Origin of the sequence: Amycolatopsis sp. NPDC051106 (assembly GCF_040682775.1) — a bacterium.
Taxonomy (GTDB): domain Bacteria; phylum Actinomycetota; class Actinomycetes; order Mycobacteriales; family Pseudonocardiaceae; genus Amycolatopsis.
In genome coordinates this window covers 41,437-55,344 of sequence record NZ_JBFBBQ010000045.1, presented here as the reverse complement: position 1 = coordinate 55,344, position 13,908 = coordinate 41,437, and the positions used below count along the sequence as shown (strand labels likewise).

Genomic DNA, 13,908 nt, shown 5'->3' with positions numbered 1-13,908 from the left:
GGAACGTCCTCAGTGGACGCTCAGGTGCGCCCGCAGCCGCTCGGCCACCGCGGGCGGCCGCTCGAACGGGAAGTCGTGGCCGCCGGGGAAGGCGGCCGCCTCGAACCGGGCGCCGGTGTAGCGGGCCCACTCTTCAACCGCGGTCCCCGGCGCGGTGGGGTCGGCGCGGCCGTACCAGGCGAACAGGTCGACCGGCAGGGGTTCCGCGGGCCCCGGTTCGTAGGCCGCCACGAGCGCCAGGTCGGCCCGCAGCGTCGGGACGAACAGGCCGCGCATCGGGGACTGCCGGGCGACCGGGTCGAGGAAACCGAGGGCGACGAGCCCGGTCAGGAAGTCGTCGTCGCCGGCGGTGACGAGCCGGGTGAACTCGGCGGCGGAGATCAGGTGCGGGGGCCGGGCTCCGGCGATGACGACGAACTCCGGGCGCGGCAGTGTGTCCGTCGCGCAGATCCGGCGCGCCATCTCGTAGGCGATCAGCCCGCCCATGCTGTGCCCGGCCAGCGCGTAGCGGCCCTCGCGCGGGATCCGCTCGACGAGCTTCGCGGCCGCGGCGGCGAGGGTCGGCGCCGGGGTTTCGCGGGCCGCCTTGCCGCGTCCGGGCAGGTCGAGCGCCTGGACGGTGATCTCGGGGGCCAAGGCCGCGGCCCACGGCCGGTAGGCCCGGGCCGAGCCGCCGGCGCCCGGCACGCAGAGCAGTTCCATGGCGTTCTCCCCTACTTGTGCAGGCTGCCGGCCGCGACCGGGTGCACGGTCAGCTCGCCGGGGCGTTCGTTGGCCGTCAGCAGCGGGTACAGCGTCCGCCGGACGTCCTGTTCGGACAGTGGCCGGGATTCGTCGACGTAGAGCGCGAGGCCGAGGGCGCCGGCGTTTTCGTCGCCGGGCGGGGTGACGACCGCGCGCAGGACGCCGTCCACCGACTCGGCCGCCTTGCGCACCGACGAGAGGGACACCTTGTCGCCGCGCACGATCGCGAAGTCGGAGATCCGGCCGCTCAGCCACAGGTAGCCGTCGTCGTCGAGGCGGCCGACGTCGCCGGTGGCGATGGTGTCCGGCCCGACGAGCTTGCCGCGGGACACGCCGCCTTCGACCCCGACCTTGGCCCGGTACACCGTGTCGGCGGTGACGAGCACCTCCTGCTCGGCCGGGCCGCGGCCGGCGTCGCGCACGCTCAGCCGGACGCCCTCGAGCGGAGTGCCGGCCGAGGCGAACCGGCTCGGCGGCTCGCGGTGCGCCGCCAGCGTCGCCACCCGCGGCCCGGCTTCGGTCAGCCCGTAGGTCAGGTACAGCTCGAGGCCCGGGTTCGCGGCCAGCAGCGCCGCGGTGGCGGCCGGGGCGAGCGCCTGGCCGCCGACGCCGAGCGCCCGCAGGCCGGGCGGCAGCCGGCCGCCGTCGGCCAGCAGGCCGGCGACGAGCAGCGGGGTCAGCGCGGACACGGTGACGTCGTGCGCGGTGACGACGTCGCGGTAGCCGGCGGGCGTGAACGGCGGGCCGGTGACGACCGGCGACGCGCCGGTGACCAGGGCGGCCAGCACCTGCGCGACCAGGGCGTAGGAGTAGTGCATCGGCAGCGTGATCAGCATCCGGTCGCCGGCGCTCAGGCCGATGCCGCGGGCGTGGCGGGTGGCGTTGCGCCGCAGCGCGGTGACGTCGTGCAGGCAGCCGGTGGCCATCCCGGACGTGCCGGAGGTGAGCAGGATCGCCTGCCCGGGCCGGTGCGTCCGGTGCGGTCCCTCGGCCAGCGGGGTGACGGTCACCTGGTCGGCCTCGCCGGTGCCGGTGCCGGCCGGGCGGACGAGGGCCGCGGCGCCGAGCCGCCGGGCGGTGGCGCGCAGGCGGGTCGCCGGGGTCGACGCGGCGAGCAGCGTCGGCACCAGGCCGGCGAGGACCAAGGCGAAGAAGACCCGGATCAGCCTTGTGCCGTTGGGCAGCGCGACCAGCACGACGGAGCCGGGTGCCAGGCTCGACGCGGCGAACCGGGCGGCCAGTTCGGCCACGCCCGGGCACCGGCCGGTCGCGCCGGGCCAGGTCGTGCGGGCGAGCAGGTCCTCGACCTCGCCCGCGGTCACCGCGGTGTCGTTCACGCCGCCTCCAGGAGTTCGCAGGTTCCGCGGTGGGTGCCCGAGTCGTCGACCCGGTGGGTCACCAGCAGCACCGCCGGGGCCGCGCCGGTCAGCCAGCGGCCGGCGAGCACGCGCGCGACGGGGACCCCGTCGGCCGGGGGCATCGTCAGCAGCAGGCTCGGTCCGTGCAAGCCGTAGCGCAGGCAGCTCAGCCCGACGAGTGTGCCGGGACTGGCGGCGACGAACCGCAGCGGTGAGATCGCCCTCTTCGCGACGTCGACGGCGACCTGGCGCAGGGTGTCGCCGGTGGCGTACTCGCTGACCCCGAGGACGCCGACCTGCTCGCGCGGGCCCGCCCAGTCGCGCAGGACCCGGCCGACGAGGTCGCACACCAGCCAGGCGGACGCGTCGGCGTAGCGGACCGGGGCGCCGGGCGGCCGGGGCGCGTCCGGCGCGCGGGTCGCGGTGACCGGCTCAGGCATTGTCCCCCCGTTCGAGCAGCAGGCAGGTGTTGAACCCGCCGAAACCGAGGGTCAGGCTGATGCCGAACCCGCCGGTGAACCGGCGCGGCGCGTCCCGCGCGACGGGCAGGCGCAGCTCGGGCATCGGCCGGACCAGGCCCAGCACCGGCGGTACCGTCCGGTCGCGCAACGCCAGCTGCAGGGTGATGGCTTCGATGACGCCGGTCGCGCCGAGCGAGTGCCCGAGGGCGCCTTTCGTCGCGAACACCACCGGCGGCCGCGGTGCCAGGCCGAACAATCCCGACAGGCAGGTGGCTTCGGCTTGGTCGTTGAGGACGGTCGCGGTGCCGTGGGCGTTCACGACCGCGATGTCGGCCAAGCTCAGCCCGGCGACGTCGACGCATCGGCGGACGGCCCGCGCGGCGGCCTCGCCGTCGGGTTTCGGGGCGGTCATGCCGGCCGCGTCGTTGGTGGAGCCCCAGCCGCGCAGGTACCCGTGCACGCGGGCGCCGCGGCGCCGGGCCGAGTCCGCCCGTTCGAGGACGACGTACCCGGCGCCGTCGCCGGGCAGCATCCCGGCGCGGTCGGTGTCGAACGCGCGGTGCGTCGTCGGGGACAGCGTGCCCAACTGGGCGTGCCCGAGGCGCTTGCCGTCGGTCAGCAGGTCCACGCCCCCGGCGACGGCGACGTCCGCGTACCCGGCTTCCAGCAGCTCCGCCGCCACGGCGATCGCGTCGGCGCCCGAGGAGCACGCGGTCGACAGCGACACCGGCGGGCGCGTCAGTCCCAGGCGCTTGCCCGTTTCGGCGGCCCAGTCGTGCAGTGATCCCGGGTCCGCGTCGTCGATGTGCGGCCCCAGGCTGGTGCCGAGCACCAGCACCGGATCGGTGTCCCCGGCCCGCAGCCCGGCGTCGCGCAGTGCGGCTTCGGCCGTGACCGTGGCCAGTTCGACGTGCTGCTCCCGCGGGCTCCCTTCGGCGGGCGCGTCCGGCAGCGGGCCCGCGACGAAGCTGCGGAACTTGTTCGTCCCGGGCACCACGCGCAGCCCGGTCCGCCCGGCGAGCAGGGCCTGCCAGACCTCTTCGCGGCCGGCCCCCAGCGACGTGCGCCAGGCGGTTCCGGTCACGCAGAGCACCTCCGGGCCTGCGCTCAGCACGGGACCTGCTCGACGATCGCGAACGCGTTGGTGCCCCCGATCCCGGCCGACATCACCCCGGCCCGGCGCGGCCCGCCGGGCGTCCACGCGCGCCCTTCGGGCACGATCGAGAACCGGTCGCCGCCGGCGGTCAGCTCCTCGATCGGGTCGCCGGTGTTGGGGGTGGCGGGCAGGAAGCCGTGCTCCACCGCGAACGCCGTCTTGATCAGCGCGGCCAGCCCGGCCGCGGTGTCGCTGTGCCCGATGCTCGCCTTGACCGAGCCGACGGCGAGCGGCTGGCCTTCGGCGCCGAGGGCCTCGGTCAGCGCGGTGGCTTCGATCTGGTCGTTCATCGGGATCCCGACGCCGTGCGCCTCGACGTACCCGAGGTCCGCGCCGGTCAGCCCGGCACCGGCCAGCGCCTTGGCGACGACGCGGATCTTGCCTTCGACGCCGGGGATGGTGAACCCCGCCTTCTGCCGTCCGTCGTTGTCGACCGCGGTCGAGCGGATCACCGCGTGGATCGGGTCGCCGTCGGCGAGGGCGTCGTCGAGCCGGCGCAGCAGGACAGCGCCGACGCCATCGCCGGGGACGGTGCCGGTGGACGCGCGGTCGAACGGGCGGCAGACGCCTTCGCTGGAGTAGATGCCGTTGGGCGTGTACTCGTAGGTGCCGTCGGTGTCCATCACCGCGACCCCGCCCGCGAGGGCGTAGTCGCACGCGCCCAGCCGCAGGCTCTGGCAGGCCAGGTGCACCACGACCAGGCCGGTCGCGCACGAGGCGTCGACCATGATGCTTTCGGCGCGCAGGTCGTGGAAGTAGGAGAAGTGCGGGCCGGCGAACGTGGCGTCCCGGTCCACAGTGGACTCGAAGGTGCCGCGTTCGACGTGCTTGGTGCGGGCCACCCCGGCGTAGACCGCGGTCGAGCGGCCGATGTCCGACAGCCGCACGCCGGCGTCCTCGGCCGCGGCCCACAGCGCCTCGTAGAGCATCCCGTGCTGCGGGTCGCGTTCGGCCGTCTCGCTCGTGTAGCCGACCAGCCCGGCGTCGTAGTGGTTGCGGTCGGGGATGAAGCCCCACGCCGGGATGTCGCGCGGGCCGTCGCCGGGTGGCACCGGGCCGCCGCGGGTGAAGCGGTCGCGCCCGGCCCGCAGGTTGTCCCAGAACTGCGCGGCGCTCGCGGCCCCGGCGTACCGGCAGCCCATGCCGACGATCGCGATCGCGTCGGATCCTTCGCTCATGCCACGGCCTCCACTTCGTCGACGGTCGCCGGCTCGGCCCCGGCGGCGGGCAGCGACCGGCGCAGGCCCAGCACCAGCAGCGTCGCGACGACGCTCAAGGTGATCATCACGCCGACGAACGCGGCGCCGGACCCGAACGGCAGCAGTGCCCCGGCCAGCGCCGGCCCGATGACGGCGCTGGTCGAGAGCGTGATCGAGAACAGCGCGTTGGCCCGGCCGCGCAGGTCCTCGCCGACGGCGTTGTTCAGCAACGTCGTCAGCAGCGGGACGACCAGGGACTCCCCGATCGACAGGAGGATCACCGCGACCGTCGCGAGCGCCAGCGCCGTCATGCCGGTGTGGCCGCCGGCCAGCAGCACGAACACCCAGCACGCCGCGAACATCACGCCGCTGGCCCCCACCAGCAGCGTCCGCGAGAACCGCTCCAGGTGCGGCATCACCACGAACTGCACCACCGCGCAGAGGATGATGTTGACGGCGAAGGCGAACGACAGCCCGCTCGCGGTGATGGCACCGGTCTGGGTCAGGTAGCCCGGCAGCCCGGCGCGGAACTGGCCGAAGGACACCAGCGCGGACAGCAGCAGCACGGCCAGCAGGGCGAGCAGGCTCGGCGAGCGCAGCACGGCCCGGTAGGTGCCGCGGGCGGCGCCGGCGCCGCTTTCGGTGTGGTGCACCCGGTTCGGCAGGGCCCGCACGGTCGCCACGGCCATCACGAAGAACGTCGCCGCGTCGATCGAGTACATCAGGAAGTACCGGCCGACCGGGCTGAGGAAGGCCAGCGCGGCGAACACCCCGCCGAGGATGACGCCGATCCCCATCGCGACGTTGAGGACGCCGTAGTCCGCCGAGTACGCGGTTTCGCGTTGCGCGGGACCGGTGGTCGCGCCGTAGGCCGCGCGCACGGCGGTGCCGACCCCGCTGATGCCGAAGCCGAACACGATCGCGGCGGCGACCGCGATCCAGGCCTGCCCGGCGAAGGCGAACAGCAGCGTGCCGACGCCGGCGTTGACGTTGGCCAGCGGCACGACGACGTTGTAGGGCAGCCGGTCCAGCAGCGCACCGTAGACCAGGCCGCCGAACACCGCGGCGAACGCCTGCACCGCCAGGGTCGCCGCGGGCACCCAGGTGGGCAGGTGCCGCACCTCGGTGAGGTAGATCCAGAGGAACGGCATCACCATGCCCGCGCCGAGGGCGCTGATCCCGTTGGTGAAGATCAGCAGCCGGGCGGCCGGGGGCAGGGCGGCGATCCGGCGCAGGCCTTTCACGCCGCGTTCGCCTCGAGCCGGGCGGTGACCGCGGCGGCCAGCGCGGTGACCGTCTGGTGGTCGAACAGCATCCGGACGGGCAGCCGGGTGCCGAGTTCCCGGCCGAGCGCCGCCATGATCCGGGTCGCGCCGAGGGAGTTGCCGCCGACGGAGAAGTAGTAGTCGTCGTCGGTGAACCGGTCGTGGCCCAGCACGCGGGCCCAGGTCCGGCGGACCAGGGCGGCGAGGTCGGGCTGCGGGTGCGGTGTGGTCACGGCTGGGCTTCCTTCTGTGCGGGTGGTCCGGCGAGGTGGGCGGCGAGCAGGCGCGGGGTGGGATGGCCGTAGAGGTCGCGGATCCCGACCGTGAGGCCGGCGTCGCGCAGCGCGGCGAGGGTCTTGGCGGCCAGCAGCGAGTTGCCGCCGCTGTCGAAGAAGTGGTCGTCCGGCCCGATCGCGGGCCCCAGCACCGAGCGCCACGCGGCGAGCACGACACCGGCGTCCCCGGTGGCTTCCGCGACCGGGGCGCCGCCGAGCACCGGCTCGGGCAGGGCGGCCTCGTCGAGCTTTCCGTTGACCGTCAAGGGAAGCGCGGGCACGGCGGTGAACGTCGAGGGGACCATGTACCCGGGCAGCACGGCGGCCGCGCGGGCGCGCAGAGCGGCCAGGTCGGGTTCGTCGTCCGGGCCGCCGGTGACGACGTAGGCGTCGAGGCGGGCTTCGGCGGTGCCTGGCGCGGCGAGCACGACCGCGGCCGCGACGACGCCGGGGCCGGCCAGCAGGGCCTTGCGGATCTCGTCGAGCTCGATGCGGTAGCCGCGCAGCTTGACCTGGCTGTCGAGCCGGCCGAGGTGCTCGAGGCAGCCGTCGGGCAGCAGCCGGCCGAGGTCGCCGCTGAGGTAGCGCCGGCGTCCGGTCACGCGGTCGGTGACGAACCGCTGCGCGGTGAGGTCGGGGCGGCCGAGGTAGCCGTGCGCGAGCCCGGCGCCGCCGACGGCGATCTCCCCGGGCACGCCCGGCGGCAGCCGGCGGCCGCGGGTGTCGACGACGTGGACCTCCCAGCCGGGGATCGCCTGGCCCACCGACCGGGACCCGGCCAGCGCGTCCGCGCGGGTCACTGTCTGGGAGGTCACGTGCACGGTGGTCTCGGTGATGCCGAACATGTTCACCAGCCGGCACCGCGTCTCCGGATAGCGGTCGAACCACGGCAGCAGCGCGAAGGTGTCCAGTGGCTCCCCGCCGAAGACGACCAGCCGAAGCGGGAGGTCGTCGAACCGCCGCCGCTGCGTCTCGATCACCTGCGTGAAGCTCGACGGTGTCTGGTTGAGGACGGTGACGCCCTCGTCGCGCAGCAGGGCGGCGAACTCGTCCGGGGAGCGGCGCGTCCACTCCGGCACGACGACGACCCGGCCGCCGGTGAGCAGGGGTCCCCAGATCTCCCAGACCGAGAAGTCGAAGGCGACCGAGTGGAACCACGTCCAGACGTCGGTGTCCCCGAACCCGAAGTCTTCCGCGGTGCCGGAAACGAGGTCGACGACGTTGCGGTGCGGTACGACGACGCCCTTGGGGCGCCCGGTCGAGCCGGAGGTGTAGATGACGTAGGCGGGGTCGTCGGGGCCGGCGAGCCCGGCCGGTACCTCGCCGTCGGCCGGCAGCCCGGCCGCGATCTCGTCGGTGACCACCAGCGCGAGCCCCGCGTCTTCGGTGATGTAGGTCAGCCGCCGGCGGGGGTAGGCAGGGTCGAGGGGGACGTACACCGCCCCGGCCCGCAGGACGCCGAGCAGCAGCGCGACGAGTTCGGCGCCGCGTTCGTGCACGATCCCGACCCGGTCGCCGGGCCGGATCCCCCGGGACCGCAGGCCGGCGGCGAAGCGTTCGGCTCGCGCGGCGAGTTCGGCGTAGGTGAAGGAGCGGTCGTCGCCGGACACCGCCGGAGCCGGACCGCGCCGGGCGGCCTGCTCGGCGAAGACTTCGGTGATGGTGCAGGGACGGCCGGCCGTCGCCGGTCGCGGTTCGGGCCCCGCGTCGAGGGCGATGTCGGCCAGCGGCCGGTCGGGATCGCCGGTCCGCAGCTCCGCGAGCACCGCGGCGAGCTGCCGGCCGAGCTGAGCCGCGGCCCACCCGGCGACGGCGTCCGCCGCGAAGCGGGCGGTCGCGCGGCCGTCGACGACCCGCACGGTCAGCGCGTGGCCCACGGTGAGGACCTCGGGTACGGCGCCGGTCGCGACCTGCTTGCGGAACACCCCGACCGGCTGGTCCTCGTCGACCGTGACGAGCGTGGCACCGAAGACCTGCGACGCGCTGCGCGTGTACCGGCTGAACACCAGGCCGAGCGCGGCGAGCACGTCGGCGGGGCCGGCCGGACCGAGGTCCACAGTGGACTGCTCCGAAGGTCCGGCCAGGTGTGCCGGCAGATCTCCGGCCGGCGGGCTTTCCAGCACCGCGCGGGCCAGGCCCTCGGCACCCGGCCCGGTCGCGACCAGCTCGCGGACGCCGTCGGCATACGCCAGCACGACGAGCCCGGCGGTCCCGCGGGCCAGTTCGCGCTCCCGCCATCGCGCGGCCTCCGCGGCGGGGCGCGGAACGGGCTCGAACCGCAGAGCGGCGCCCAGGACGACGGCGCGGGCGCGCACGGTCCCGTCGCCGAGCCCGGCGGGCACCGGGCGCAGAACGTTCGGCACGGCTTCTCCTCCCACCCGTCTCAGCGGCTCACGGCCGCGCGCCTTCGCCCGCCAGCGCGCGCTCCATCAGCGCGACCAGCGGCTGCCACTGCTCGACCAGGTACATGTGGCCGCCGGGGAGTTCCTCGGCCCGCCACCCCGCCGACGTCACCTCGGCCCAGCGGGCGGCGGCCGCCGCGGACACCAGTTCGTCGTCGGCGCCGCGGACCGACACGATCGGGAACGCGGCCGCCTCGGCGTACCCGGGCTCGTAGGTCTCGTCGACCGCGATGTCCGCGCGCAGCGCCGGCAGGAGCAGCTCCCGCAGGTCCGGGTCGGCCAGGGCGGGGTGGCGGTAACCGGCCAGCTCGGCGACGGCGACGACGAACTCGTCGTCGGGGAGCCCGGCGATCGGCGCCGACCGCCGGACGCCGGGCCGGGCCGCGCCGCTGACGAACACCGTCAGGTCCGTGTCCGGCCGCTCGCGGGCGACCAGCCGGGCCACCTCGTAGGCGACCCGTGCGCCGAAGGAGTGGCCGAACACGCCGACCCGCCCGGCGGCGGCTTCGCGCAGGACGTCGTCGGTGATCGCGTCGAGCAGTCCGGCCATGGTGGTCGCCGGCGGTTCGGCGAAGCGCCGTTCCTTGCCGGGCAGGTCGACGGCGGCGAACCGCAGCGCGGGTGCCGCCTCCGGCCAGGCCTGGAAGAAGCTCGGGCCCGCCCCCGCGGGCGGGAAGCACAGCACGGGAACGCCGTCCGTCATCGTCGCTCCCTCACTCGAACCGGTTGCCGGCGGCGATGGCCGCGGACGCGGCGACCCAGGTGTCGCGGAACGCGGCCGGGGTGCTGCCCTCGATCCACACGTTCTGCAGCCGCCCGTGCAGGCCGGCGCGGTAGTCGAGCGCGTCGCCGACCGCCGCGCGGGGATCGACCCGCCACACCCCGGGCACCCGCAGCAGCTCGGCCGGATCGGCGAGCGCGGTGAGCCGGCGGGCGGCGGGCGGGAACTGGGTGAAGATGCAGGCCGCGTAGCCGGAGGTGACCACCGGGCGGCGCGCGGCCTTGCCGGCGGCCACCTCCAGCGCGAGGCGCACCGGGTTCAGGTCGCTCACGCGCGGCACGATCGAGGACAGGAACCCGCCGAGCCTGCCGTTGACCTCGATCAGCCGTGGGCCGGTGGCGGTCAGCTTGAACTCCATGTGCGTGAGGCCGCTGGTGACGCCCAGCGTGGTCAGGATCCGCCCGGCGCGCTCGATCGCGAGCTGCTGCGTCTCCCACGACAGCAGCGAGGGCCCGGTCATCCCGCTGTCGCGCAGCGGCGGGAGCAGCGGGAACCGGTCCGAGAGCCAGAACGGCCAGTGCTCGCCTTCGCCCAGGGAAGCCATCTCGACCGAGAAGTGGTCGCCGAGCCAGTCCTGCTCGTCGTGGGGGACGCCGATCAGCCGCTCCTCCAGCAGCCACGTCGGCGCGGCCCCCGTCCCGGGCCCCGCGGAGGTCCTCGCTCCGGCCAGCGCGGCCCGCAGCGCGGGTTCGTCGTCGACGGGGAAGATGTTGAAACTTCCGTTGCCGCGCACCGGTTTCAGCACCGCGGGGAAGCCGACTGCGGCGATCGCGGCGACGAGCCCGGCTTCGTCGGTGAAGGGCGCGGCGCGCACGGCGAGCCCGGTGCCGGCGAGCCGCGCGCGCTGGACGTCCTTGCGCGTCACCGCTTCGGCAGTCTCTTCGTCGTGGTAGGGCAGGCCCAGCCGGGCGGCGACCGCGGCGACGAGCGGGATCCACTCGTCCTCGACGGTCACCACACCGTCGACGCCGAGGCCGGCCAGCCGCGCGGCGACGGTGTCCGGGTCCGCCCCGGCCGCGTCGACGACCTCGGCCAGTTCGGCGAGGCCTTCGCGCTCGTCGGTGGTCCACGGCTGCGGACCCGCGTTGACCACGACCAGCTCGCACCAGTCGGCCGCCGCGTCGAGCAGGTCCGGCAGCGCGGACGCGTCGGCCGATTCGAACACCGCCACCTTGATCATACTGTGCCGTTCGTTACTGATCCGACCACAGTCACGGCCGGATGGCTTTCGTGGCAATGGCACGTACCGCTCGACGGCCGGCCTGCTTTTGGTCGCATCGGTAACGTCGGCTCCCGTCGTCTCGCGTACTCGCGCGTCTCGCCGTCCGTGCCGAGCAGCGTGAACCCGGTCTTCTCCAGCACGCGCCGCGACGGCAGGTGGTCCTCGTCGGTCTCGGCGCGCACCGTGGTGACGCCGGGCTGGCGGAACGTCCAGCCGAGCAGCGCTTCGACGGCCTCGGTCGCCAGGCCGCGCCCCCGGAACGGCTCGATCAGGCCGTAGCCGATCTCGGCGGTGCCCTCGGCGTCGGGCGCGGAGTGGAAGCCGACGTCACCGACCGCGAGCCCGGATACGCGGTCGACGATCTGGTAGAGGCCGAATCCCGGCCGGTAGGCGTCCGCGGTGACCATCCGCAGCACCAGCTTCGCGCCGCCGACGGTGCCGTCGAAGGGGTAGCCGGGCGCCCACGCCCACCGGTCCGCGGCGGGTTCGCCGGCGAGGATCGCGCGGACCTCGCCGAACGGGACTTCGCGCAGCGTGGTCCGCGGCGTCGGCAGGACCGTGAGCGGCGGTCCGGCGATCGTGGTGGGGTGGTCCGTTTCCTGCGTCATGCCGCCTCTTCGTCGGGGATCGCCGCGCTCATCGCGCGGTAGACCGCGGTGTTCTGCAACCACAGCTTGGGGAACAGCGGGCGCACGGCGAGCCGCTCCAGGTCGGAGATGGACTTGCCGCGCATGCTCCGGGGGCGGCCGGCGTCCTCCTCCTGTTCGTCGGCGGCGCGGGGCTGGCCCCCGAGCATCTGCCAGACGAGGTTGAGGTGGACCTGCTTCCATTCGAGGACCTGGGTGTCGAAGCGCTGCAGGCCGATCATGACGTCGGCGAGCTGCGCGACGCGCCCGGCGGCGCCGGAGTCCGGGTGCGTCGCCTCGACCAGGTCGGCCTGGGTCACGCCGGCGTCGGCGGTGGCGGCCTCGAAGGCGGCCCACACGGCGTGCGCGGCACGGCGGACGTTGCGCGAGCCGGGCGAGGCGAGCCCGGAGGCCGCGCCGGCGAGGTCGTCCCGCATGCGCAGGAACGAGACCTGGGTGAGGGAGTTCGCCATGACGCGCAGGCATCCGACGGTGAGCGACGCGGTGTCGGCGCACCGCACGAGCAGCCGTCCGGCGGCGATCGCGTCGCCGCGGCCGAGGGCGGCGGTCAGGTCGCACAGGCTGTGGTGCACGGCGACCCAGCAGTACTCGGTCAGCAGGTGCACGATCTGGAAGAACCGGTGATCGGAGTGCAGCAGTTCGTCCTCGGGGATGAGCGCCGAGAGGGCGGCGGTCAGCCTGATCTCGGTCTCGTAGCCGCTGCCGCGGTCGAATTCGTACCGAAGCCGCGGATTCGATTGCGCCGGATTGAGCGTCCGCACCTCACGGTCGCCGTCTCCGCCTTCCGACCCTGCCACGAAGGACCCCCCACGCGAATCTCGACGGCGATTGCCCCTGGTTCACAAAGTGGCAGCCCGCCACCGCGCACGGCAACCAAAATGCTTTGTGGCTCAGATCACAGCATTTTGGAATAGGTTTTCCGACACGCCGGATCGCCTTCCGCGAATGCGCAGAAATGGAGAAGGGCGGGTGTCCGGGACTCGCTACCGTCGATTTCGACAGCTGCGGCAGGCGGTGCGGAGTGGGGGCGGAAGTGCCGGAAGACGACGGTGCGACGCATGTCGCCGTGGTGAACGACGAAGAGCAGTACTCGGTCTGGCCGGCCGGGATCGCGGTGCCGCCGGGCTGGCACCCGACCGGGTTCACCGGCACCGAGGAAGCCTGCCTCGACCACGTCGCCGACACGTGGCGCGACATCGCCCCGCGCTCGGTCCGCCGGTCCGCATGAGCCGGCACGCGGTCCTCGGCGGCGGCGGGGTCGGGCTCGCCCTCGCCGCCGCTCTCGCGCGCGGCGGAGAGACCGTGACGCTCCTGCTGCGGGCCGCCGCCCTCCCCCGCTACCCCGGCACCGTGACGGTGCACCACGGGATCCGCGAGAGCTTCACCGCCGCGGTCCCGGCCGCCGCCACCCTGGCCGAGCCGGTCGACGTGCTGTGGATCTGCGTCAAGCACCCCGACCTCGCCGGCGCCCTGACGAGCGTGACGGCCGAACCCGGCGTCGTCGTCCCGCTGCTCAACGGGCTCGGGCACCTGCCGCCGCTGCGGGCGCGCTTCGGCGACCGGGTGGTCGCGGCCGCGATCCGGATCGAGGCCGCCCGGACCGCGGCCGGCGAGGTCCGGCAGGAGTCCCTGTTCACCGAGATCGACCTGGCCGGGCCGCCCGCGGTCGTCTCGGCGGCCCTGACCGCGGCCGGGATCGGCTGCACCGACGGCGGAACCGCGGCCGACGTCCTGTGGCGCAAGCTCGCGCTGCTCGCCCCGCTGGCCCTCGCCACTACGTGCGCCGCCGGGCCGCTCGAGCGGGTCCGCGCCGACGACGAGCTGAGCCGGCTGATGCTCGCCTGCGCGGACGAGGCCTGCGCGGTGGGCCGGGCCGAAGGCGCCCGCCTGGACCGCGGCCGCGTGCTGCGCGCGCTCACCCGCGCGCCCGGCCGGACCCGCACGTCGCTGCAGCGGGACGCCGAACGCGGCGTGCCCGGTGAGCTCGCCGCGATCGCCGGCCCGATCCGCGCCGCCGGGGCCCGCCGCGGCATCCCGACCCCGGCCACCGACCGGCTCGTGCACCGGGCCGGGCAGCACGCGGGCACGCCCCTGCCCGCGGGAACCCGAGAGTGAGGCAAGCGCCCATGTCGCCGAAGACCAGCCTGGAGAACACGCTGCGCGAGATCCTGGTCGCCGACCTGTACGTCGACGTCCCGGCCGACGGCATCCACGCCGAGGACAGCCTGCAGGAAACCCTCGGGCTCGACTCGCTCGGGTTCATCGAACTGCGCGCCCGCTGCGAGCAGCAGTTCGGCGTGGCCATCTCCGACACCGACTTCACGCCGGTGAACTTCCGGTCCATCAGCACGATCGCCGACTTCGTCGTGCGACGCCAGGCCGGCAACTGATTCTCGGG

At 74.8% G+C, this 13,908-nt stretch carries 15 protein-coding genes; 3 read left to right on the top strand and 12 right to left on the bottom strand.

The annotated features are described in order from the left end of the window. Positions 1–9: 9 nt before the first annotated feature. From AB0M83_RS29245 to AB0M83_RS29190, 12 genes are read right to left on the bottom strand one after another with little or no spacing between them, the layout of a single operon-like run. Positions 10–702 carry an alpha/beta fold hydrolase gene (locus tag AB0M83_RS29245; protein ID WP_364521610.1) on the bottom strand — a complete coding sequence of 231 codons (693 nt, stop codon included), beginning with the start codon at positions 700–702 and terminating at the stop codon, positions 10–12. 11 nt (positions 703–713) lie between these two features. Continuing rightward, positions 714–2,081, bottom strand: a complete 1,368-nt coding sequence (locus AB0M83_RS29240) for a class I adenylate-forming enzyme family protein (RefSeq protein WP_364521609.1) — start codon at positions 2,079–2,081, stop codon at positions 714–716. Beyond that, the gene (locus tag AB0M83_RS29235) at positions 2,078–2,542 is read right to left on the bottom strand and encodes a hypothetical protein (protein ID WP_364521608.1); all 465 of its coding nucleotides are present in this window, start codon (positions 2,540–2,542) and stop codon (positions 2,078–2,080) included. The genes AB0M83_RS29240 and AB0M83_RS29235 overlap by 4 nt, the downstream gene beginning before the upstream one ends. Then, the gene (locus AB0M83_RS29230) at positions 2,535–3,647 is read right to left on the bottom strand and encodes a beta-ketoacyl-[acyl-carrier-protein] synthase family protein (RefSeq protein ID WP_364521607.1); all 1,113 of its coding nucleotides are present in this window, start codon (positions 3,645–3,647) and stop codon (positions 2,535–2,537) included. The genes AB0M83_RS29235 and AB0M83_RS29230 overlap by 8 nt, the downstream gene beginning before the upstream one ends. A gap of 23 nt (positions 3,648–3,670) precedes the next feature. After that, complete coding sequence (locus AB0M83_RS29225) at positions 3,671–4,897, bottom strand: polyketide synthase (RefSeq protein ID WP_364521606.1); 1,227 nt, start codon at positions 4,895–4,897, stop codon at positions 3,671–3,673. Further along, positions 4,894–6,162 (bottom strand): MFS transporter, encoded by a 1,269-nt coding sequence (locus tag AB0M83_RS29220; protein ID WP_364521605.1) that lies wholly within the window; start codon positions 6,160–6,162, stop codon positions 4,894–4,896. Before AB0M83_RS29220 ends, AB0M83_RS29225 begins: the two co-directional genes overlap by 4 nt. Continuing rightward, positions 6,159–6,416 (bottom strand): acyl carrier protein, encoded by a 258-nt coding sequence (locus AB0M83_RS29215; protein ID WP_364521604.1) that lies wholly within the window; start codon positions 6,414–6,416, stop codon positions 6,159–6,161. The genes AB0M83_RS29220 and AB0M83_RS29215 overlap by 4 nt, the downstream gene beginning before the upstream one ends. Then, a complete protein-coding gene (locus AB0M83_RS29210; protein ID WP_364521603.1) occupies positions 6,413–8,821 on the bottom strand; it encodes a non-ribosomal peptide synthetase in 2,409 nt (802 codons plus the stop codon). Before AB0M83_RS29210 ends, AB0M83_RS29215 begins: the two co-directional genes overlap by 4 nt. A 28-nt stretch (positions 8,822–8,849) precedes the next feature. Beyond that, positions 8,850–9,563, bottom strand: coding sequence for an alpha/beta fold hydrolase (locus AB0M83_RS29205; protein WP_364521601.1), 714 nt, complete (start codon positions 9,561–9,563; stop codon positions 8,850–8,852). Positions 9,564–9,573: 10 nt separating this feature from the next. After that, positions 9,574–10,812 (bottom strand): hypothetical protein, encoded by a 1,239-nt coding sequence (locus tag AB0M83_RS29200; RefSeq protein ID WP_364521600.1) that lies wholly within the window; start codon positions 10,810–10,812, stop codon positions 9,574–9,576. Positions 10,813–10,817: 5 nt separating this feature from the next. Then, complete coding sequence (locus AB0M83_RS29195; protein WP_364521599.1) at positions 10,818–11,471, bottom strand: GNAT family N-acetyltransferase; 654 nt, start codon at positions 11,469–11,471, stop codon at positions 10,818–10,820. Further along, positions 11,468–12,307, bottom strand: coding sequence for a hypothetical protein (locus AB0M83_RS29190; RefSeq protein ID WP_364521598.1), 840 nt, complete (start codon positions 12,305–12,307; stop codon positions 11,468–11,470). Before AB0M83_RS29190 ends, AB0M83_RS29195 begins: the two co-directional genes overlap by 4 nt. Before the next feature lie 236 nt (positions 12,308–12,543). On the opposite strand from AB0M83_RS29190, the gene AB0M83_RS29185 reads away from it, so the two are divergent. Genes AB0M83_RS29185 through AB0M83_RS29175 form a run of 3 tightly spaced genes read left to right on the top strand, consistent with a single transcriptional unit; the run spans position 12,544 to position 13,900 of the window. Next, complete coding sequence (locus tag AB0M83_RS29185) at positions 12,544–12,738, top strand: MbtH family protein (RefSeq protein WP_364521597.1); 195 nt, start codon at positions 12,544–12,546, stop codon at positions 12,736–12,738. After that, complete coding sequence (locus AB0M83_RS29180) at positions 12,735–13,625, top strand: 2-dehydropantoate 2-reductase N-terminal domain-containing protein (protein ID WP_364521596.1); 891 nt, start codon at positions 12,735–12,737, stop codon at positions 13,623–13,625. The genes AB0M83_RS29185 and AB0M83_RS29180 overlap by 4 nt, the downstream gene beginning before the upstream one ends. An 11-nt stretch (positions 13,626–13,636) precedes the next feature. Further along, positions 13,637–13,900, top strand: coding sequence for an acyl carrier protein (locus AB0M83_RS29175; RefSeq protein ID WP_364521595.1), 264 nt, complete (start codon positions 13,637–13,639; stop codon positions 13,898–13,900). The last annotated feature ends 8 nt before the right edge of the window (positions 13,901–13,908 follow it).